This is a genomic window from Pseudomonas sp. RP-B7, from assembly GCF_059803535.1.
This window is the reverse complement of the sequence record NZ_JAPFHC010000032.1, coordinates 1-19,365: the sequence shown is the minus strand read 5'-3', so window position 1 is coordinate 19,365 and position 19,365 is coordinate 1. Positions and strand designations below refer to the sequence as shown.

General features: G+C 62.2%; 19 protein-coding genes and 2 pseudogenes. 10 read left to right on the top strand and 11 right to left on the bottom strand.

From position 1 onward, the window contains the following. Positions 1-16 precede the first annotated feature (16 nt). On the bottom strand, positions 17-262 hold the full coding sequence (locus tag OPU96_RS23415) for a hypothetical protein (RefSeq protein WP_192300341.1): 246 nt from the start codon (positions 260-262) through the stop codon (positions 17-19). A gap of 134 nt (positions 263-396) precedes the next feature. Between OPU96_RS23415 and nhaR the strand changes: the two genes are divergently transcribed. Beyond that, positions 397-1,299 carry a transcriptional activator NhaR gene (gene nhaR / locus OPU96_RS23410; protein ID WP_192300340.1) on the top strand — a complete coding sequence of 301 codons (903 nt, stop codon included), beginning with the start codon at positions 397-399 and terminating at the stop codon, positions 1,297-1,299. Between the two features lie 55 nt (positions 1,300-1,354). On the opposite strand, the gene OPU96_RS23405 is transcribed toward nhaR, so the two are convergent. Then, a complete protein-coding gene (locus tag OPU96_RS23405) occupies positions 1,355-2,509 on the bottom strand; it encodes an MFS transporter (RefSeq protein WP_463984870.1) in 1,155 nt (384 codons plus the stop codon). Between the two features lie 241 nt (positions 2,510-2,750). On the opposite strand from OPU96_RS23405, the gene sstT reads away from it, so the two are divergent. Continuing rightward, on the top strand, positions 2,751-3,971 hold the full coding sequence (gene sstT / locus OPU96_RS23400) for a serine/threonine transporter SstT (RefSeq protein WP_192300338.1): 1,221 nt from the start codon (positions 2,751-2,753) through the stop codon (positions 3,969-3,971). A gap of 63 nt (positions 3,972-4,034) precedes the next feature. Here the strand turns inward: sstT and OPU96_RS23395 are convergent, their stop codons facing one another. After that, positions 4,035-4,544 carry a DUF1993 domain-containing protein gene (locus OPU96_RS23395; RefSeq protein ID WP_498559775.1) on the bottom strand — a complete coding sequence of 170 codons (510 nt, stop codon included), beginning with the start codon at positions 4,542-4,544 and terminating at the stop codon, positions 4,035-4,037. A gap of 115 nt (positions 4,545-4,659) precedes the next feature. Between OPU96_RS23395 and OPU96_RS23390 the strand changes: the two genes are divergently transcribed. Continuing rightward, entirely contained in the window at positions 4,660-5,307 is a 648-nt protein-coding gene (locus OPU96_RS23390) for a YceH family protein (protein WP_192300336.1), read from the top strand. Between the two features lie 136 nt (positions 5,308-5,443). On the opposite strand, the gene OPU96_RS23385 is transcribed toward OPU96_RS23390, so the two are convergent. Next, positions 5,444-6,262: a shikimate 5-dehydrogenase gene (locus OPU96_RS23385; protein ID WP_226456079.1), complete on the bottom strand. Its 819-nt coding sequence runs from the start codon at positions 6,260-6,262 to the stop codon at positions 5,444-5,446. A 156-nt stretch (positions 6,263-6,418) separates the two neighbouring features. Between OPU96_RS23385 and OPU96_RS23380 the strand changes: the two genes are divergently transcribed. The 3 genes from OPU96_RS23380 to OPU96_RS23370 all read left to right on the top strand — a co-directional run bounded on the left by OPU96_RS23380 (position 6,419) and on the right by OPU96_RS23370 (position 7,476). Then, the gene (locus OPU96_RS23380; protein WP_122490077.1) at positions 6,419-6,778 is read left to right on the top strand and encodes a hypothetical protein; all 360 of its coding nucleotides are present in this window, start codon (positions 6,419-6,421) and stop codon (positions 6,776-6,778) included. Between the two features lie 229 nt (positions 6,779-7,007). Continuing rightward, the gene (locus OPU96_RS23375; protein ID WP_192300334.1) at positions 7,008-7,202 is read left to right on the top strand and encodes a hypothetical protein; all 195 of its coding nucleotides are present in this window, start codon (positions 7,008-7,010) and stop codon (positions 7,200-7,202) included. A 91-nt stretch (positions 7,203-7,293) separates the two neighbouring features. After that, positions 7,294-7,476, top strand: a complete 183-nt coding sequence (locus OPU96_RS23370) for a hypothetical protein (protein WP_305392385.1) — start codon at positions 7,294-7,296, stop codon at positions 7,474-7,476. Positions 7,477-7,479: 3 nt separating this feature from the next. Here OPU96_RS23370 and OPU96_RS23365 read toward each other — a convergent pair whose 3' ends face one another. Continuing rightward, a complete protein-coding gene (locus OPU96_RS23365) occupies positions 7,480-8,547 on the bottom strand; it encodes an AI-2E family transporter (protein WP_226456081.1) in 1,068 nt (355 codons plus the stop codon). A 163-nt stretch (positions 8,548-8,710) separates the two neighbouring features. Here OPU96_RS23365 and trhP point away from each other — a divergent pair, with 163 nt between their 5' ends. Then, the gene (trhP, locus tag OPU96_RS23360; protein WP_305392384.1) at positions 8,711-10,024 is read left to right on the top strand and encodes a prephenate-dependent tRNA uridine(34) hydroxylase TrhP; all 1,314 of its coding nucleotides are present in this window, start codon (positions 8,711-8,713) and stop codon (positions 10,022-10,024) included. A 28-nt stretch (positions 10,025-10,052) separates the two neighbouring features. Here the strand turns inward: trhP and ctpM are convergent, their stop codons facing one another. Both ctpM and OPU96_RS23350 read right to left on the bottom strand, forming a co-directional pair. Next, positions 10,053-11,732 carry a methyl-accepting chemotaxis protein CtpM gene (gene ctpM / locus OPU96_RS23355; RefSeq protein WP_226456082.1) on the bottom strand — a complete coding sequence of 560 codons (1,680 nt, stop codon included), beginning with the start codon at positions 11,730-11,732 and terminating at the stop codon, positions 10,053-10,055. A gap of 200 nt (positions 11,733-11,932) precedes the next feature. Beyond that, entirely contained in the window at positions 11,933-13,252 is a 1,320-nt protein-coding gene (locus OPU96_RS23350; protein WP_305392759.1) for a Na+/H+ antiporter family protein, read from the bottom strand. 338 nt (positions 13,253-13,590) lie between these two features. On the opposite strand from OPU96_RS23350, the pseudogene OPU96_RS23345 reads away from it, so the two are divergent. Beyond that, a pseudogene (locus tag OPU96_RS23345) lies at positions 13,591-14,880 on the top strand (methyl-accepting chemotaxis protein); the annotation flags it as partial. Between the two features lie 348 nt (positions 14,881-15,228). After that, positions 15,229-15,738: pseudogene (locus tag OPU96_RS23340) on the top strand (methyl-accepting chemotaxis protein); the annotation flags it as partial. Between the two features lie 159 nt (positions 15,739-15,897). Here the strand turns inward: OPU96_RS23340 and OPU96_RS23335 are convergent. The 4 genes from OPU96_RS23335 to OPU96_RS23320 are packed head-to-tail and all read right to left on the bottom strand — an operon-like array spanning position 15,898 to position 18,492. Beyond that, complete coding sequence (locus tag OPU96_RS23335; RefSeq protein ID WP_226456084.1) at positions 15,898-17,217, bottom strand: sensor histidine kinase; 1,320 nt, start codon at positions 17,215-17,217, stop codon at positions 15,898-15,900. Beyond that, on the bottom strand, positions 17,214-17,882 hold the full coding sequence (locus tag OPU96_RS23330; RefSeq protein WP_226456085.1) for a response regulator transcription factor: 669 nt from the start codon (positions 17,880-17,882) through the stop codon (positions 17,214-17,216). Before OPU96_RS23330 ends, OPU96_RS23335 begins: the two co-directional genes overlap by 4 nt. Then, entirely contained in the window at positions 17,882-18,193 is a 312-nt protein-coding gene (locus OPU96_RS23325) for a PepSY domain-containing protein (RefSeq protein ID WP_192300326.1), read from the bottom strand. Before OPU96_RS23325 ends, OPU96_RS23330 begins: the two co-directional genes overlap by 1 nt. After that, a complete protein-coding gene (locus tag OPU96_RS23320; RefSeq protein WP_498559774.1) occupies positions 18,193-18,492 on the bottom strand; it encodes a PepSY domain-containing protein in 300 nt (99 codons plus the stop codon). Before OPU96_RS23320 ends, OPU96_RS23325 begins: the two co-directional genes overlap by 1 nt. Before the next feature lie 159 nt (positions 18,493-18,651). Here OPU96_RS23320 and OPU96_RS23315 point away from each other — a divergent pair. Beyond that, positions 18,652-19,365 (top strand): patatin-like phospholipase family protein (locus tag OPU96_RS23315; protein WP_498559773.1); only part of this gene is annotated, 714 nt, incomplete at its 3' end.

Sequence of the window (19,365 nt, the reverse complement as noted above, 5' to 3'; positions counted from 1 at the left end):
AGGTTGTGCCGGGGAATTAGGTTTCTTGGGTGTCGGAAGCGTCTTCAGCTTCTTTTTCCTGCTTCTCAGGCTTGATCAAGCCTTGTGTCGCTTCACTCAACGCCTGCTCGGCGGCCTTGTGGGTGTCATCGATCGCTTGCTTGGCCGACTCGGTGGCCTTGCCCAACACCTGCTGGGCGCTTTTTTCGACCTGATCGCAGCCGCTGATCACCACCAATGAAAGCGCAAGCAACGATGCCGCGCCCAGGGAATTGAGTTTCATGATGTATTCCTCGTTAGAACCATTGGGTCCAAATAGTGGCCCCGCGATAGCGAGGCATTCTATGCAGGTGAACAGTTCAGAAAAATTCGTATTTTTCTCACGTATACTTCGGTTTTCACGAAGTGATAGCCAGCATGCTCAATTACCGCCAATTGCATTACTTCTGGGTCGTGGCCAAGACGGGCAGCATCGTGCGCGCCTGCGAGCAACTGAACCTCACGCCCCAGACCATCAGCGGGCAGATCAGCCTGCTTGAGCAAACCTTTGGCATCGCGTTGTTTCAGCGGGTCGGCCGCCAGCTGGAGCTGACCGAAGCCGGGCGCCAGGCCCTGCCCTACGCCGAGCAGATGTTCCAGACCGGCAATGAATTGGAGGCGATGCTGCGCGCGCAGCCCAATGAGCAGCAGATCCTGTTCCGCGTCGGCGTGGCGGATGTGGTGCCCAAATCCATCGTCTACCGCCTGATTGCGCCGACCATGGAGCTGAGCGAACCGATCCGCATCACCTGCCGCGAAGACAAACTCGAACGGTTATTGGCTGACCTGGCGATCCAGCGCCTGGACCTGGTGATTTCCGACAGCCCGATGCCAACGCACCTGGACATCAAGGGCTACAGCCAGAAATTGGGCGAGTGCGGGATCAGCTTTTTCGCCACCCAGGCGTTGGCTGACGCCTACAGCGGCACCTTCCCACAGTGCTTGCAGGGGGCGCCGCTGTTGATTCCGGGTGCAGAAACGGTCGTACGCAGCCGTTTGCAGCGTTGGTTCGCCGAACAGCAGATCCAACCCAGGATCATCGGCGAGTTCGACGACAGCGCCTTGATGCAGGCCTTCGGCCAATCCGGCAGCGGGATTTTCATCGCCCCCAGCGTGATTGCCGATGAAGTGGTGCGCCAATACGGCGTGGCGTTGATTGGCCAGACCACGGCGGTCACCGAGTCGTTCTACGCGATCTCGGTCGAGCGCAAGGTCAAGCATCCCGGCATCGTGGCGATTACCGAAGGTGCCAGGCGGGAGTTGTTCACCGCCCTGCCCTGATGCCTATGTGGCGATGGAGCTTGCGCCCTCGCCACAGCAGGCCAACAGCCATGAATCAGGCATAGTTCGGCGCCGATTTGACACTCATCAGCCACAGGGCCAGCAGGATCGACACGAGGATAAACCCGGACGCAGCAAAACCCAGGCTGCCAAGGCCCAGGGTGTCGATCACATGCCCGCCCACCAGCGCGCCCAAGCCGATGCCCAGGTTGGCCCCGGCGATGTTCAGCGAAGCGGCGAACGCCGGCGCATGGGGCGCGGCCTTCATCAAGCGCACATGGCTGACCAGGAACATTGCCGCCTGGGTCACGCCCCACACCGCCATCGCGGCCGCCAGGCCGATGGTGGAATGAATCGCCGGCACCAACGCAACCATGCCAGCGATCATGAAACCGCAGAACACCATGGACGCAATCAGCGGGTGACGATCCACCGCACGCCCGCCCAACGAGTTGCCGATCAACCCGACCGCGCCAAAGCCCATCAAGCACCAGCCCACCAGCGTGCCGTCGAACCCGGCCAGGCGTTCAAGGATGTCCGCCAGGTAGGTATAAGCGGTGAACATGCCGCAAAACACCAGGATCGACAGCAGGATATGCCCCTGCATCAACGGGTTGCGCAGGATCTTGAACTGCGAGCGCAGCGTCACTTCGGCATTTTTCGGCGCAGTCACCGGCAGGTAGATAAACAGCAGCAACGCCTTGGCCAACGCCACCACCGCGAGGATGGCAAACGCGCTGCGCCAGCCGAACATATCGGAGATCAGCGTGCCCACCGGGATGCCGAACACGGTGGCGCAGACAATGCCGAAGCCGATCTTCTCGATGGCACGCCCGGCGTACTCCGGGCCGACGATGTCCACTGCGGTTTCACTGGCCAGGGCCCAGAACACCGGCAAGCCCAGCGCGGGGATCAAGCGTGCCACGGCCATCACCCAGATGTTTGGCGCCAGCGCAGCCACGGTATTGGCCACTCCGAACAGGATCAGGATGCTGATAAACAGCCGCTTGCGCGGGAAACGCGCGCAGTAGGCCGTGAGAAACGGCCCGAATGCCGCGACGGTAAACGCGAACAAGGTCACCAGCAGCCCGGCTTGGGACACGCTGACATGCAGGTCCCGGGCGATGGACGGCAGCAGGCCGACGATGACGAATTCCGTGGTCAGCACGGTAAAACCGGCGGCCGACAGCAGCAGGATGGGGAACAACATGAAAACTCCAGAAACGACGACAGCAACGACAGCCCGAAGGGCCCGCTGACAGATGGGAAAGGTGAGAGGCGAGAATCTTAACAGAGTATGTCCGGCTTTGCCGAAGCGCCGCCGGTGCGGGTGACGGAATGCCGCAGCAGCGAGGACATTTCCTACGACATGCTAGACTCCGCGGCTGCTTCCTACAGCCCTTTCTGCCTGCAATGCTGCGCCCTACTAAAAAAATCAGAGACAACTGTTTATGACTGCTGCCCCTTCCCTGCTCCAGCGCCTGACACGTGTCAGCCTGGTTACACAAATTGTCATCGGTTTGATCGCCGGCATTCTGCTCGCGCTGTTGGCGCCCCAAGCGGCACAAGCCACCGGGTTTATCGGCAAAGTGTTTGTCACCGCGCTAAAGGCCGTGGCGCCAATCCTGGTGTTTGTGCTGGTAATGGCGTCGATCGCCAACCATAAACACGGCCAGGAAACCCATATCAAACCGATTCTGTTCCTGTACCTGCTTGGCACCTTTGCCGCCGCCGTGGTGGCGGTGATTGCCAGCATGTGGTTCCCGTCGCCCCTGGTGCTGATCACCCATGACACCTCCGTCAGCGCCCCCGGCGGTATCGGCGAAGTGTTGCAAAGCCTGCTGTTGAGCGTGGTGGACAACCCGGTCAGCGCGCTGATGAACGCCAACTTTATCGGCATCCTGGCCTGGGCCATCGGCATGGGCATCGCCATTCGCCATGCTGGCCAAACCACCCGGACCGTACTGGACGACCTGTCCAACGGCGTGACGTTGATCGTACGCGTGGTGATCCGCTTCGCGCCCCTGGGCATTTTCGGCCTGGTCGCCTCGACCCTGGCCACCTCCGGTTTCGGCGCCCTGCTCGGTTACGCGCACCTGCTGGTGGTGCTGATCGGTTGCATGCTCTTCGTGGCGCTGGTGATCAACCCGGCCATCGTGTTCTGGAAACTGCGCCGCAACCCCTACCCACTGGTGCTGATGTGCCTGCGCGAAAGCGGCATCACCGCTTTCTTCACCCGCAGTTCGGCGGCGAATATCCCGGTCAACCTGGCACTGAGCAAGCGCCTGGGCCTGCATGAAGACACCTACTCGGTGTCGATCCCGCTCGGTGCCACCATCAACATGGCCGGCGCCGCCATCACCATCACCGTGCTGACCCTGGCCGCCGTACATACCCTGGGCATCGCCGTCGACCTGCCCACCGCTGTGCTGCTCAGCGTGGTCGCCGCGATCTGCGCTTGCGGCGCTTCGGGCGTGGCCGGAGGCTCGCTGCTGCTGATCCCGCTGGCGTGCAGCCTGTTTGGCATCCCCAGCGAGATCGCGATGCAGGTGGTTGCGGTCGGTTTCATCATCGGCGTATTGCAGGACTCGGCGGAGACTGCGCTGAATTCGTCCACCGATGTGCTGTTTACCGCTGCGGCATGCCTGGGCAAGGAAGAACAGCCGGCCTGACCTGCGCGCATAAAAAAACCGGGGCGGTTCTTGAGTGAACCGCCCCGGCTTTTTTTTGGCCGCTTAGAACGCGCCCATGTAATCGCGCTTGCCCACTTCCACACCGTTGTGACGCAGCAGCGCGTACGCGGTGGTGACGTGGAAGAAGAACTGCGGCAGGCCGTAGGTCAGCAGGTAGGACTGGCCGCTGAAGCGCTTCTCTTTCGGCGTGCCAGGGCGGGTGATGATCTCGATGCCTTCCTTGCCGTCGATTTGCTCAGGCTTGAGGGTGTCGACGAAGGCCAGCACCTTGGCGATCAGGGCTTGCAGGTCGGCGAAAGTCACTTCGCTGTCTTCGTATTTCGGCACTTCGACCTCGGCCAGGCGTGCGGAAACGCCCTTGGCGAAGTCCACGGCGATCTGCACCTGGCGCACCAGTGGGAACATGTCCGGGAACAGGCGCGCTTGCAGCAAGGCGTTCGGCTCGATGTTCTTGGCTGCAGCGTGGGCTTCGGCCTTGGTCAACACACCGCTCAGGGCGGTGAGCATTTGCTTGAAGACTGGGATGGAAGCGGCGTACAGGGAAATAGTCATGGCAGTCTCATGGTGATGGCACGGTTTGAACAGGCGACGATTATAGACCGCCCGCTCGCTTGTCTTTTATTTTTTCCGGCTTACGCTAGGCACTTCACTGCATAGGGAAAGCGCGATGACCGCCGAGCACGACACCGACACCCCTGAGCCGCGCCTGAACAGCACGGAAATCCGCATCCTGGGCTGCCTGATCGAAAAACAGGCGACCAACCCGGAAACCTACCCCCTGACCCTCAACGCCCTGGTGCTGGCCTGCAACCAGAAGACTAGCCGCGAGCCGGTGATGAACCTCAGCCAAGGCCAGGTCGGCCAAAGCCTGCGCGCACTGGAAGGCCAGGGTTTTACCCGCCTGGTGATGGGCAGCCGCGCCGACCGCTGGGAACACCGCGTGGACAAGGCGCTGGAACTGGTGCCGGCCCAGGTGATCCTGACCGGGCTGCTGTTTTTGCGCGGCCCGCAAACCGTCAATGAACTGCTGACCCGCAGCGGGCGCATGCACGACTTTGAAGATGCCGAGCAGGTCGTGCATCAGCTGGAACGCCTGATAGCCCGCGGGTTGGCGCTGTTGGTGCCGCGTCAGGCGGGGCAGCGGGAAGATCGCTATACCCATGCGCTGGGGGACCCGGCAGATATTGAGGTGATTATCGCGGCGCGAGGCAATCCGGTGGAGCGTGGGAGCACGGTTTCAGCCGATCGCATTGAAGAGCTGGAAGCACGGATTGCCGCACTGGAAGAACGCCTGACCCAGCTGGAACAGGCATAACACCCCCCTAAATGTGGGAGCGGGCTTGCTCGCGAATGCAGTGTGTCAGTCACCGGAGATGGTGGCTGAACCACTGCATTCGCGAGCAAGCCCGCTCCCACACAAGCCCACTCCAACATTAGAGCTTCGGGGGGCCTTAGGTTCGGGCGAAGGCGACCGCCGCCTGGAACTGCTCGTCTGTAGGCCGCACCCCGGTGTACAGCACAAACTGCTCCAACGCCTGGATCGCAATCACTTCCAGCCCGGTAATCACGCGCTTACCCTGGGCACGTCCACGCACGATCAGCGGCGTTTCGGCGGGGATCGCTACCACATCGAACACAGTGTCCGCCGCATCGATTGCCTCGGCGTCAAACGCCAACCCATCCGCCTGCGCCCCGCCGGTCATGCCGATGGGTGTCACGTTGATCAGCATCTGCGGGCGGGCGTCGCCCAGGTCCGCCTGCCATTCGTACCCGAGGTTGCGTGCCAACGCCCGGCCCGCCGCTTCGTTGCGCGCCACGATCAGGCCATTACTGTAGCCACCGTCACGCAGGGCGCTGGCCACGGCCTTGGCCATGCCGCCACTGCCGCGCAGGGCGAAGGTCGAGTCTGTGGGTACCGCATGCTTTTTCAGCAGTTGTTCGATAGCGATGTAGTCGGTGTTGTAGGCCTTGAGATGGCCATCGGTGTTGACGATGGTGTTGAGCGAGTCGATGGCTTGAACCGAATCGTCGAGTTCATCCACTAAGGCAATGGCAGCCTCCTTGAACGGCATCGACACCCCGCAACCGCGAATGCCCAGCGCCCGGATACCACCGATCGCGCCGGGCAAATCCCGGCTGCTGAAGGCTTTATAGTAGAAGTTCAGACCCAGCTGTTCGTACAGGTGGTTATGAAAACGCAGGCCAAAATTCCCGGGACGCGCCGACAGCGACATACACAGTTGGGTGTCCTTGTTGGGGTGCATTTGCATGGAAAACTCCTCTGAGTAAGCAAATCGGTACAGACCTTACACAACCTTTACCTAGCGGCCGTGCTGTTTTCTTGAAATACGTTGTCTTAAAAGTATCCCCGCGACAATCCTTGAGTCTATTGATTGCAGACCACAAGCGCAGGGGCTAACCGAGGAATGACCATGATTCGTACAATCCCCAAGATCGCCTTGCTGGTTGGCGCACTCGCGATGGCAGGCCAAGCCTCCGCCCACGGTGGTGGTGGATGGGGTGGCCCGGCCGTATTGGGTGCTTTAGTCGGCGCCGCCGTCGTAGGCTCCGTGGTTGCCAGCCAGCCGCGTGAAGTCTATGTGCAGCAGCAACCGGTGTACGTCCAGCCGCAGCCGGTGTATGCAGCTCCGCCGCCGGTCTACTACGCACCGCCACCGCCGGTGTACGTGCAACAACAGGTCTACTACCGCCCGGCGCCGGTCTATTACGGTCCTCCGCGTGGCTACTACGGCCCTCCGCACGGGTACTACGGTCGCGGCTGGTAAGCGCCAATTGTCTGAAACAGGCCTCGCCCACCCCGCGGGGCCTTTTTTTTGCATGGAAAGTCTGGATTCATCGCGCCAAGGTCGCTGTGAGGACAATGGTCGAGGCGCAATCGCACATCATCAACACCATTGTCTACTTGCTCGAACGGGGCTCGCGCTGTCATGTTTGTGTCACGACACACTCTCACTATCGAGCCTGTCCACCCAATAACAACAAGGACGACTGACCATGCCCACACAAAACCCGCACCATACCGCTGGCCTCTGTACGTCCAGCAAGGTCTATAGCGCGCTTACCGAACTCAAGCACCTGGAAGGCCACCGCAGCGCCAAATTCCTTGCGTTGCTCGCAGAAAGCCTGGTGCGCAAGGGCTTGCTCAGCGAGCAGGAAGTGGTGGTGATGCTCGATCAAGTGGTGGACTGACGCGTCCCGTCAATGTCCACTATCGAGACAGGTGATTTTTCCCCGGTCCCTGCGCCGCGTAAGGTGACCTCCATAGCGATTGGAGGTTCTTATGCCCACTGTTCAAATCATGTCCGTCATCGGCAGCGCCGTCCCCGCCCCCCTGCGTGAGCTGGGCTTGCTGGCCTGCTGGTATGTGGTGCGCGATGGCGAGGCCATCAGCGGTCCGCTCACCTCGCTGTCCGCCGCCGAAAAACAACTGCAACGTGCCTCGAACTTCAAACTTCACGCCTGAGCCTCACGGCAATGGCAACTTGACCCGCGGCTTGCTCTCCACGAACAGCGCCCAGCTGGACATGAACAACGCCGCCACCAGCGGCCCGATCACAAAGCCGTTCAGGCCAAACACCGACAGCCCGCCCAAGGTGGAAATCAGGATCAAGTAATCCGGCATTTTGGTGTCCTTGCCCACCAGGATCGGCCGCAGCACGTTGTCCACCAGCCCGATCACAAACACCCCGAACAAGGCCAGCACCACCCCCTGCCAGATCGAACCGCTCAACAGGAAGTAGGCGGCCACCGGTCCCCACACAATCCCCGCGCCCACCGCTGGCAACAGCGACAGAAACGCCATCAGCACCGCCCAGAGCAAAGCGCTGGGAATGTCCAGGAACCAGAAGATCAACCCGCCCAGCGCACCTTGGGTCACGGCCACCAACACGTTGCCCTTGACCGTGGCACGCACCACCCGATTGAACTTGAGCTGCAACCGACGCTTCTGTGGCTCGGCCAACGGCACCGCCGTGCGCACTTTGCGCACCAGATCAGGGCCGTCGCGCAACAGGAAAAACAGCAGATACAGCATGATGAAAAAGCTCACCAGGAAATCAAACGTGCCCTGGCCAAAGCTGAACGCCTGGGACGCAAAAAACTGACTGCCCTGCATCGCGCTCTTGACGATCTTCTCGCGCAGCCCTTCCAGGTTGCCCATGCCGAAGCGGTCCAGCAGGTGCTGGAAGTACGGCGGCAGGAAGTTCTTGAACTGCTCGATATACCCGGCCACGTCCAGTTTGCCGCTTTCGATGTTTTTATAGAGCGTCGCCCCCTCTTGCACCAGCAAGGCACTGGTGATGATCACCGGCAAGATCGCGATCACCAGGCACACCGTCAAGGTACTCAGGGACGTCAGATTGCGGTTCCAGCCAAAGCGCTGCTGCAGACGGCGCTGCATCGGCGCAAAGATGATGCCGAGGATCACTGCCCAGAACACCGCGCCGTAGAACGGCAGCAAGATCCAGATAAACGCGATGGTCACCAGGCCCAGCAGTAGCAGCAAGGTCTTGAATTGCAGGTTGGTTTGATTCATGTCCGGTCCATGTCAGAAAAACAGAGGACCTGTGTAGGCCCCTGCTGCTTAGTCCACGCCCAGTGCCACGAGTGCCCTCTTTGTTGCAAGGCTAGACCCAGATCAATAAACCACAGACCGACTTGCTCTACCCTGCCGCACTTTTTTGACTCAAGTGCTCACCATGCCCCCTGTTATCGCCCCCGAATTGCTCGCCCCTGCCGGCACCCTGAAGAACATGCGCTACGCCTTCGCCTACGGGGCCGATGCGGTCTACGCCGGCCAGCCGCGCTACAGCCTGCGGGTGCGCAACAACGAGTTCGACCATGCCAACCTGGCCCTCGGCATCGACGAAGCCCATGCGCTGGGCAAGCGCTTCTACGTGGTGGTCAACATCGCACCGCACAACGCCAAGCTGAAGACCTTCCTCAAGGACTTGGCCCCCGTGATCGCCATGGGCCCGGACGCGCTGATCATGTCCGATCCCGGGCTGATCATGCTGGTGCGCCGACATTTCCCACAGATGCCGATCCACCTGTCGGTGCAGGCCAATACGGTGAACTGGGCCAGCGTGGAGTTCTGGCAACAACAAGGGATCTGCCGGGTGATCCTGTCGCGGGAATTGTCCCTGGAAGAGATCGGCGAAATCCGCCAACAGGTGCCAGCCATGGAGCTGGAAGTGTTTGTGCACGGGGCGTTGTGCATGGCCTATTCCGGGCGCTGCCTGCTCTCTGGCTATATGAACAAGCGCGACGCCAACCAAGGCACCTGCACCAATGCCTGCCGCTGGAAATACCAGGCCACGCCGGCGGTGGAAAACACCACGGGGGACATCGTCCAGCAATTCCAGCCGACCCTGGGGATCGGCGCACCGACCGACCAGGTGTTCCTGCTCCAGGAAGCCAACCGTCCCGACGAGCAGATGCCCGCCTTTGAAGACGAGCACGGCACCTACATCATGAACGCCAAGGACCTGCGCGCGGTGCAGCACGTGGAGCGCCTGACCCACATGGGCGTGCACTCGCTGAAAATCGAAGGCCGTACCAAGTCCCACTTCTACTGCGCACGCACCACCCAGGTGTACCGCCGGGCGATAGACGACGCGGTGGCCGGGCGTGAATTTGACCGCAACCTGATGACCGACCTGGAGTCCCTGGCGCAACGCGGCTACACCGAAGGCTTCCTGCGTCGGCATGTGCACGACGAATACCAGAATTACCAGAACGGCAGTTCAGTTTCGGAGCGCCAGCAGTTTGTCGGGGAATTCACCGGCGAGCGTCGGGGCGAGCTGGCCGAGGTGAAGGTGAAGAACCGTTTTGCCGTAGGCAATCATTTGGAATTGATGACGCCTGCGGGAAATTTCCACTTCGACCTGGAGATGATGCACAACGCCAAAGGCGAAGCCGTCGAGGTGGCGCCGGGGGACGGGCACACGGTGTATGTGCCGGTCCCGGCGCAGATGGATCTGCGTTTTGGCCTGTTGATGCGCGATGTCTGAACAGGCCTAGGCTGTGTGCTGCCCGGGCTCAGATCCGGAACTGCCCGACCAACTGCCCCAAGCGCTGGCCCAGGTCCGCCAGGCTGCGCGAGGTCTGGGCGCCCAGTTGGGTCTCGTCGGCCACGCTGTCCACCGCCACGGCGATCTGATGCACGCTGCGGTTGATCTCTTCGGCTACGGCCGTCTGTTCTTCGGCGGCGCTGGCGATCTGCGCGTTCATCGAATTGATGGTACCGATCAACTGCGCCATGGTGTCCAGGGACGCGCCGGCCTGGTTGGCCTGTGCCGAGGTGCCGTCGCCGGCATCGCTGGAGCGGCGCATCGCATCCACGGCGGCTTCCGTGCCCTTTTGCAGGCGGTCGATCATGCCCTGGATTTCCTGGGTGCTGGTCTGGGTGCGGCTGGCCAGGGCGCGTACTTCGTCGGCGACCACCGCAAAACCACGCCCGGCCTCCCCCGCCCGTGCGGCTTCGATCGCGGCGTTGAGTGCCAGCAGGTTGGTCTGTTCGGCGATAGAGCGGATCACGCCAAGCACGCTGACAATCGATGACACGTCCTGTTGCAGGCTGTCGAGGGACACGCCACTGCTGCGAATATCGCTAACCAGCGCGTGGATCTGCGCGATGCTGCCGTCCACCACGCGCTTGGCAGCCTGACCTTCGGCGTCGGTCTGTTGCGCGGCAACGGCAGCGCCCTGGGCACTGCGCGCCACTTCATGGGCGGCCGACGACATCTGATTGATCGCCGTCGCCACCTGATCGGTTTCGTGGCGTTGGCGCTCCATGGCCTGCTCGGAACGCTGGGCCTGGTCGGAAACCTGGCTGACCAGCCCGGTGAGCTGCGCCGTCATTTCAGTGATCTGGCGCACCAGGCCATGGATCTTGTCGACAAAACGGTTGAACGCCCCGGCCAGATCGCCCAATTCGTCCTGGCTGGTGATGGCCAGGCGGCGGGTCAAATCGCCTTCGCCGGCGGCGATGTCATCGAGGTTGGCTTTCATCAGGTGCAACGGCCGCAGGATGGTATTGGCCACCACCAGGCCCACGGCAGCAATGACCAGCAGCACCACCACCGCCACGCCGAGGATGCTCAACAACACGCCTTCCATGCGCGTCTTCACCTTGGCTTCGACCACCGCCACCTGGGCTTCGATGCCGTCCAGGTTCACCGATGTACCGATGACCATGTCCCATTTGGGCAGGTATTCGGTGTAGCCCATCTTGGGCACCAGTTCGGTTTGCCCCGGCTGGGTCGAGCTGTATTGCAGGTAATGGGTGCCGTCCTTGCCGACCTTGACCAGGTCGCGGTTGACGTACACGCCGTTGGGGTCGCGGTTGTCCTTGAAGCTCTTGCCCACGCCGTCGGGGCTGTTGCCCTTGAACAGGCGGATGGTCTCGGAGTCGTAGCCGAAGAAGTAGCCGTCCTTGCCATAGCTGGTGTTGGACAACAGCTTGACCACCTCGGCGCGTGCGCCGGTATCACCGGGGGCGGCTGCGTCGTAGAGCGGCTTGATGGTGGTCATGGCCACTTCGACATAGCTTTGCAGGGTGGCCTTGGCGTCGTTGAGCAGGCGCTGGCGGGTTTCATCCACCTCGTTGCGCGCCTGGCCCTGGAGAATCCACACCGTGGTCAGGCTGATGACCACGGCAAACAGCAACACCGGCACGACAGCTAGGCACAAGACTTTGGCCTTCAGGCTCAGACGCATGGTTTTTCTCTCTTATTAGGGGCGACTTGAGAGGTTAACGGCTGCGCAGGAAATAACTGTAGTGAGCGGGCTTGCCCCGCGCTGGGGGGCGAAGCCGCCCTAAATCCAGCCACCGCGGTCCTCCTGAAACACCGAGGCGGACTGGTTGGGGCGGCTTCGCAGCCCGGCGCGAGCAAGCTCGCTCACTACAATCAGCGGTGTTAGAGGGTCATTGCGGCCAACCAGCCGAAGGCCAGCAGCGGAATGTTGTAGTGCAGGAAGGTCGGCACCACGGTGTCCCAGATGTGGTGGTGTTGGCCGTCGATGTTCAGGCCGGAGGTCGGGCCCAGAGTTGAGTCCGACGCGGGCGAACCAGCATCGCCCAACGCGCCAGCGGTGCCGACGATGCAGACGATGGCCATCGGGCTGAAGCCCAACTGCACACACAACGGCACAAAAATCGCCGCCAGGATCGGCACCGTGGAGAACGACGAACCGATGCCCATGGTCACCAACAACCCCACCAACAGCATCAACAACGCACCGACGCCACGACTATGGCCGATGAACGCCGCCGAGGCTTGCACCAGCGAGCGCACATCGCCGGTGGCCTTGAGCACTTCGGCAAAGCCCGAGGCGGCGATCATGATGAAGCCGATCATCGCCATCATCTTCATGCCTTCGGTGAACAGGTCGTCGGTGTCGCTCCAGCGCACGATGCCCGACACCGAAAAGATCAGGAAACCCACCAGCGCGCCGATGATCATTGAGTCCAGCCACAGCTGGATGATGAACGCCGAGGCGATCGCCAGGCCGGCCACCAGCAGGGTCAGCGGGTTGTACTGCACCGCCACTTGTTCGACCCGTTCGATTTTCTCCAGGTCGTACACGCGCTTTTTGCGATAACTGACAAACACTGCCACCAGCAGGCCTACAACCATGCCCAGTGCAGGCAGGCCCATGGCGTGGGTGACGTTGACCTGGCTGATGTCCACGCCGCTCTTGGCCACGTTGGCCAGCAGGATCTGGTTGAGGAAGATGTTGCCAAAACCCACCGGCAGGAACATGTACGGCGTGATCAGGCCGAACGTCATCACACAGGCGATCAGGCGGCGGTCCAGTTGCAGCTTGGTCAGCACGTACAGCAGCGGCGGCACCAGCAACGGGATAAACGCGATGTGAATCGGCAGGATGTTCTGCGAAGCAATTGCCACCACCCACAGCAGGCCGATCAGCAGCCATTTGACGTGGCTGCCGCCGCTGGCTTCCTGGCGGTCCACCAGCATCAGCGCCTTGTCGGCCAAGGCGTGGGCCAAACCGGATTTGGCAATGGCCACGGCGAACGCGCCGAGCAAGGCGTAGGACAACGCCACGGTGGCGCCGCCGCCCAACCCGCCATTGAAGGCCTTGAGCGTGGCGTCGATGCCCAACCCGCCGGTGAGACCACCGACCAGCGCGCCGACGATGATGGCGATGACCACATGCACGCGGGACAGGCTGAGCACCAGCATGGTGCCGACCGCGGCAATGACTGCGTTAATCATGGATACCTCAAGCAGAAACATAAAAAACAGGCATGCCCGCGCCAAGACAGGCCAAGGGTGGCTGTCAGCGTGCAGGCTTGAAGGAGGTCTTATTAGAGGGCGCGCACTTTGCCGCAGGTGGGGCTGCATGTCAAAAAACCAGCTTTGTAGCAAGCGAGTTTGCTCGCGCTGGAGTGCGCAGCGCTCCCAGCCTTTTTTGGGGCCGCTACGCAGCCCGGCGCGAGCAAGCTCGCTCACTACAGGGCAAAATTCAATTGAACGTTTAAATAATAAAGATCGAGAAAGATCGGCCGATAGCCTGATTCACTGTGTTTTAAGGTTAAGGATGCTCCTCGATGTCCCTCAGACAGCTGTCCATTCAATGGAAAATCACCCTGCTCGCCGGCCTTTGCCTGCTGGGAATCGTGACCCTGCTGGTGGGTCTGTCGCTGTATCGCATGGAGCAGAGTTCGCAGCAGGTCAAGGCGTCCAGCATGCAGATGCTCGACGAAGCGGCCCAGGCGCGTATCGAGGCCCAGGGTGAAGGGCAGGCACTGGGCATCCGTCGCCAGTTCATGGACGCCTATCAATACGGCCACGGCTTTTCGCGCCAGGTGCTGTTCTTGCGTGAACAGGCAGAAAAGCGCTTCCTCGACGCCTTCGACACCCGCGAAGACCTGACCCGCCAGGTCAAGGCCGCATTGCAGGCCAACCCGGACCTGCTCGGCCTGTCCCTGGTGTTCGAAGCCAACGCGCTGGATGGCAAGGACGAACTGTTCGCCAACCAGGCCGAGCTGGGCAGTAACGACAAGGGCCGCTTCGCCTTGTACTGGTCGCAACCAACCCCCGGCAAACTGGAGTCGATGGCCCTGCCGGAAAGCGATATGGCCGACACCAGCATCGGCCCCAGCGGCGAAAAAGCCAACGCCTGGTTCACCTGCCCGCGCACCACCCTCAAGCCGTGTGTGATCGAGCCCTACTTCTATGTGATCAACGGACAAAACGTGCTGATGACCAGCATCGTGTTCCCGCTGATGGTCAACGGTAAAGTCGTCGCCTCGCTGTCGGTGGACATCAACCTCAACAGCCTGCAGGCCGTGAGCCAGCAGGCCAGCCGCAAGCTGTATGACGGCCAGACCCAGGTCAGCATCCTCAGCGCCACCGGCCTGCTCGCTGGCTACAGCCCGGATGCGAGCAAGCTCAGCCAGCGCCTGGATCAGGTCGATAGCGCCAGCGGCGCGCAACTGATCGGTTTCTTGGCCAGCGGCACGCAGATCCGTAGCCTGCGCACCGACCACCAACTCAAGGTGCTGGCACCCTTCGCGCCGATCCCCGATGGCAAATCGTGGGGGGTGTTGCTGGATGTGCCGGAAAAAGTCCTGGTCGCTCCCGCCGAAGCACTGAAAACGCAGCTGGATGCCGACAATGCCAGGGGCACCTTGCTGGAGCTGGGCCTGGGCTTGTTGGCAGCGGTCGTCGGCCTGATCCTGGTGTGGCTGATGGCCCGCAGCGTGACCCGGCCGATCCTCGGCGTGGCGCACATGCTTGAAGACATCGCCAGCGGCGAAGGCGACCTGACCCGTCGCCTGGCCTACGACAAACAGGACGAACTCGGCCAACTGGCTGGCTGGTTCAACCGTTTCCTCGACAAACTGCAACCGATCATCGCCGAGGTGAAGCGCTCGGTGCAGGACGCCCGTGGCACCGCCGACCAATCCGCCGCGATTGCGACTGAAACCAGCGCCGGCATGGAGCAGCAGTATCGCCAGGTCGACCAAGTGGCCACCGCTTCCCACGAAATGAGCGCCACCGCCCAGGACGTCGCCCGCAGCGCGGCCCAAGCGGCGCAAGCAGCCCGCGATGCCGACCAGGCCACCCGCGAAGGGCTGACCGTGATCGACCGCACCACCACCAACATTGGCAACCTGGCGGCCGACATGAGCACCGCCATGGCCCAGGTCGAAGGCTTGGCCGCCAACAGCGAGAAAATCGGCTCGGTGCTCGAAGTGATTCGCGGCATTGCCGAGCAAACCAACCTGCTCGCACTCAACGCCGCCATCGAAGCCGCCCGCGCCGGTGAGGCCGGCCGTGGTTTTGCGGTGGTGGCCGACGAAGTGCGCAACCTGGCACGCCGTACCCAGGAATCGGTGGAAGAAACCCGCCTGGTGATCGAACACCTGCAAAGCGGCACCGAGGAGGTGGTGGGGTCCATGGGCAACAGCTATCGCCAGGCCCAGGGCAGCGTCGAACAGGTCGGCCAGGCCGTCACCGCCCTGCGCCAGATCGGCGAGGCGGTCACGGTGATCAGCGACATGAACCTGCAAATCGCCAGCGCCGCCGAAGAGCAAAGCGCGGTGGCCGAAGAGATCAACAGCAACGTCGCGACGATTCGCGATGTGACCGAGTCGCTGTCGGAACAGGCCAACGAATCGGCGCGGGTCAGCCAGGCATTGAACAGCCTGGCGAATCAGCAGCAGGGCTTGATGGATCAGTTCCGGGTCTGAATGAGCGGCACCGGCCCTGATCCTTAAACAAATCTAATGTTGGAGCGGGCTTGTGTGGGAGCGGGCTTGCTCGCGAAGGCGGTGGGTCAGTAACAGATGCAGTGTCTGACCCACCGCCTTCGCGAGCAAGCCCGCTCCCACATTTTGATCGGTGCTGTGTCAGCCCTGCCGCTTGGGCAACTCGATCAAAGCCTTCAGACCGCCCAACTCGCTTTCCTGCAACTGCAACATCCCGCCCCATACCTCGACGATATCCCGCACGATCCCCAACCCAAGGCCATGTCCATCGATTTGTTCGTCCAGGCGCGCGCCACGGCTGAACACCTGGTCACGCTGGATTTCGGGGATGCCGGGGCCATCATCGTCCACCGCCAGCCAGAAACTGTGCGCTGTTTCGCTGACGGTCAAACGCACATCGGCATCTGCCCATTTGCAGGCGTTGTCCAGCAGGTTGCCCAACAGCTCCAGCAAGTCGGCACGGTCCCACGGCAGGTGCAGGCCGGGCGCTGCGTGGTAGCTCAGGTCCAGGTGGTCGCCGTGGATCATGGTCAAGGTGGCCAGCAGGTTCGGCAATTCCTGATCACAGTCGAACAAAGCGCCAGGCAGGGTTTCACCGGCCAGGCGCGCACGATTGAGTTCGCGGTTGAGGCGCTGCTGCACCTGTTCCAACTGCTCGCGCAGGAGTTTGCCGAGTTCAGGGTGATCCTTGAGCGCCTCGCTGGAAGCCGCACTCAGCAACACCGCCAGCGGGGTTTTCAGGGCATGGCCAAGGTTGCCCAGGGCATTGCGCGAACGTTTGAGACTGTCCTCGGTGTGCGCCAGCAAGTGGTTGATCTGCGCCACCAGCGGCTCCAGCTCCTGTGGCACCTGGGTGTCGAGCTGCGAGCGCTGGCCCTGTTGCAACTGGGCGATCTGGTTGCGCGCGGTTTCCAGCGGGCGCAAGGCGCGACGCACCGTGACCCGTTGCAGGATCAGCACCAACAGCAAGGCGGCCAGGCCCAGTACCAGACCGATCTGACGCATCAGGCGAAAGCTTTCGCGCACCGGCGTGTAGTCCTGGGCCACGCTGATGGAAATCGACTGGCCGAAGCGCTTGTAGTCCTCACGCAGCACCAGCAGTTGCTGGCCTTCCGGTCCCAGTTGCAGGTTGCCCTTGAGCCCGGCCTCGGGCAGGTGCGGCAGGTCCTGGTCCCACAAAGAGCGCGAGCGCCAGTGTTTGTCGGCAAAATCAATGCGGAAATAGTGCCCGGAAAACGGCCGCTGATAGGCCGGCGACACGCGCTTCTCATGCAACTCCAAACCGTCCGGGCCACGCACCAGCGCGACCAGCAGGCTTTCACTGTCGTTACGCAGCCCCGATTCCAGATAGCGCTGCAGACCCGCTTCGAACAGCCACAGACTGGTTTGCGCCAACGCGATGCCGACGATCACCATCACACTGACCAACCCCAGGCTCAGGCGCCGCTGGATCGATCTCATGCAGGGCTGGCGCCAAAGCGGTAACCCTGGCCACGCCGGGTTTCGATCACGCTGCGGCCCAACTTGCGGCGCAGGTGGTTGACGTGGACTTCGAGCACATTCGAGTCGCGCTCGGTTTCGCCGTCATAGAGATGCTCGGCCAGGTGGCTTTTCGACAGGATCTGCTCGGGGTGCAACATGAAGTAGCGCAGCAGGCGGAATTCGGCGGCGGTCAGTTGAATCTCCGCGCCATCGCGCAGCACGCACTGGCGCCCTTCATCCAGGTGCAAGCCGGCGGCTTGCAAGGTGGGTTGGTTGGCGTGGCCGTGGGCGCGGCGCAACAGCGCCTGGATGCGCAAGTACAGTTCTTCCGGGTGAAAGGGTTTGCTCAGGTAGTCGTCGGCACCGGCCTTGAGCCCTTCGATGCGCTCGGCCCAGGAATCGCGTGCGGTAAGGATCAGCACCGGGATGGACAAGGCGGCTGCACGCCATTGTGCCAGCACCTCGAGCCCCGGCAGGCCAGGCAGACCGAGGTCGAGGATAATCAGGTCATAGGGCTCGCTGCGGCCTTGATACGCTGCGTCGCGGCCATCAGCCAGCCAGTCGACGGCATACCCCTGGCGCTGCAGGCCAGCCAGTAACTCGTCGGCCAGCGGGACGTTGTCTTCCACCAGAAGCAGGCGCATCAGTCTTCCTCGTCTTTGATCAGCACACCCGTGCTGGCGTCCAGCTTGATCTCGCGCACCACGCCCGCCGCGGTGACCAGTTCCACTTCATAGGCGTACTGGCCGTGCTTTTTCTCAAGCTCGGCCTCCAGCAAACGCGAGCCGGGGTGACGCGCCATGGCTTGTTGCAGCAACTGCTCCAGCGGCAGGATCACCCCTTGCTGGCGCAGAGCCAAGGCTTCGTCCTGATCCAGGTCGCGGGCCGTCAGGCTTGAGCAAAAAACCAGCAGGGCCAGCGCAACTGCACTGCCGGCGCGTCGATATACCTTCATTACGTTTCCTGATGATTCTTGAGGACATGCCCGGTCAGCGCGTCCAATTCAACGTCCCATTCAATGCCGTTGGGGTCTTGCAGCTCGACCTGGTAGAGGTACCTGCCGTATTCCTCGTCCAGGTCGGTGTCGAGCACGGTTGAACCGGGATGCAGCGCCAAGGCCGCGGCCTCCAACTGGTCGAAGGCGACAATAGTAACAGTGCCGGGCAATTTCAGCGTTTTGTCGGGGTCCACTGCACCCGCCTGTGCCGCCACGACGGCGGTGATAGCGGCGACCAGCACTGTGAGGCGCTTCATAGGGAGTCTCCGTTTCAAGGTGTTTTCCTACGCCGGCCACCCTACCTGCAGCAACTTAACTGAAACTGAATTGCCACCATGGCAATTGCCGACAAGCCTCTTTACCCATCATCGTGCGAGATTTCCTATACTGCCCCGCTCGCTTCAACAGAGACCGGTATGACAGCCATCCACATCAAGTTTCCCGCCCTGACCCTCAAGGCCGGTAAGCGGGCCTTTACGCGTATTCGTGAACAAGGCCTCAAGCCGGCCGACGTCGGCATCCTGCCTGGCGCAGCCGGTGGGCCCAAGGCGCTGGGTATCCAGGGCCTGGACCTGGCGCTGTTTGGCGATTGGCTGGCGCGTGCGCCCCGCGAACGAGCGCTGATCGGCGCGTCGATCGGCTCCTGGCGGTTTGCCAGCGCCTGCCTGCCCGACCCGGTGCAAGGCCTGCTCGACCTCGGCCGCTTGTACAACGAGCAGCGTTTCGCCAAGGGCGTGACCATGGCCGAAGTCAGCCAGAGCTGCCAGCGCATGCTCGACGACCTGCTGGCCGGACGCGATGCACGGGTGCTGGACAACCCGGACTACCGCCTGAACATCATGGTGGTCAAGAGCCACGGCCTGCTCGCCGATGACCACCGCGGGCGCCTCGGGCTGGGCCTGTCGTCGGTGATCGCCGATAACCTGCGCGGCCGTGCGCGGTTGTCGCGGCATTTCGAGCGGTTGATCATCCATGACCCGCGCCAGGCGCCACCCGTGCATCCACTGCAGGATTTCCCGTCGCGCTTCCTGGCCCTGGAACTCGGCAACCTGCGCCAGGCCCTGCTTGCCTCCGGCTCGATCCCCATGGTCATGCAAGGCGTGCGCGACCTGCCCGGGGGGGGGGGGGGG

Bases quoted from the DNA above. Each gene is read 5' to 3' on its own strand.
- OPU96_RS23405 (WP_463984870.1), bottom strand. From the start codon at position 2,509: ATGTTGTTCCCCATCCTGCTGCTGTCGGCCGCCGGTTTTACCGTGCTG.
- nhaR (WP_192300340.1), top strand. From the start codon at position 397: ATGCTCAATTACCGCCAATTGCATTACTTCTGGGTCGTGGCCAAGACG.
- trhP (WP_305392384.1), top strand. From the start codon at position 8,711: ATGCCCCCTGTTATCGCCCCCGAATTGCTCGCCCCTGCCGGCACCCTG.
- ctpM (WP_226456082.1), bottom strand. From the start codon at position 11,732: ATGCGTCTGAGCCTGAAGGCCAAAGTCTTGTGCCTAGCTGTCGTGCCG.
- OPU96_RS23380 (WP_122490077.1), top strand. From the start codon at position 6,419: ATGACCATGATTCGTACAATCCCCAAGATCGCCTTGCTGGTTGGCGCA.
- OPU96_RS23390 (WP_192300336.1), top strand. From the start codon at position 4,660: ATGACCGCCGAGCACGACACCGACACCCCTGAGCCGCGCCTGAACAGC.
- OPU96_RS23320 (WP_498559774.1), bottom strand. From the start codon at position 18,492: ATGAAGCGCCTCACAGTGCTGGTCGCCGCTATCACCGCCGTCGTGGCG.
- OPU96_RS23335 (WP_226456084.1), bottom strand. From the start codon at position 17,217: ATGAGATCGATCCAGCGGCGCCTGAGCCTGGGGTTGGTCAGTGTGATG.
- OPU96_RS23330 (WP_226456085.1), bottom strand. From the start codon at position 17,882: ATGCGCCTGCTTCTGGTGGAAGACAACGTCCCGCTGGCCGACGAGTTA.
- OPU96_RS23415 (WP_192300341.1), bottom strand. From the start codon at position 262: ATGAAACTCAATTCCCTGGGCGCGGCATCGTTGCTTGCGCTTTCATTG.
- OPU96_RS23370 (WP_305392385.1), top strand. From the start codon at position 7,294: ATGCCCACTGTTCAAATCATGTCCGTCATCGGCAGCGCCGTCCCCGCC.
- OPU96_RS23325 (WP_192300326.1), bottom strand. From the start codon at position 18,193: ATGAAGGTATATCGACGCGCCGGCAGTGCAGTTGCGCTGGCCCTGCTG.
- OPU96_RS23365 (WP_226456081.1), bottom strand. From the start codon at position 8,547: ATGAATCAAACCAACCTGCAATTCAAGACCTTGCTGCTACTGCTGGGC.
- sstT (WP_192300338.1), top strand. From the start codon at position 2,751: ATGACTGCTGCCCCTTCCCTGCTCCAGCGCCTGACACGTGTCAGCCTG.
- OPU96_RS23375 (WP_192300334.1), top strand. From the start codon at position 7,008: ATGCCCACACAAAACCCGCACCATACCGCTGGCCTCTGTACGTCCAGC.
- OPU96_RS23395 (WP_498559775.1), bottom strand. From the start codon at position 4,544: ATGACTATTTCCCTGTACGCCGCTTCCATCCCAGTCTTCAAGCAAATG.
- OPU96_RS23385 (WP_226456079.1), bottom strand. From the start codon at position 6,262: ATGCAAATGCACCCCAACAAGGACACCCAACTGTGTATGTCGCTGTCG.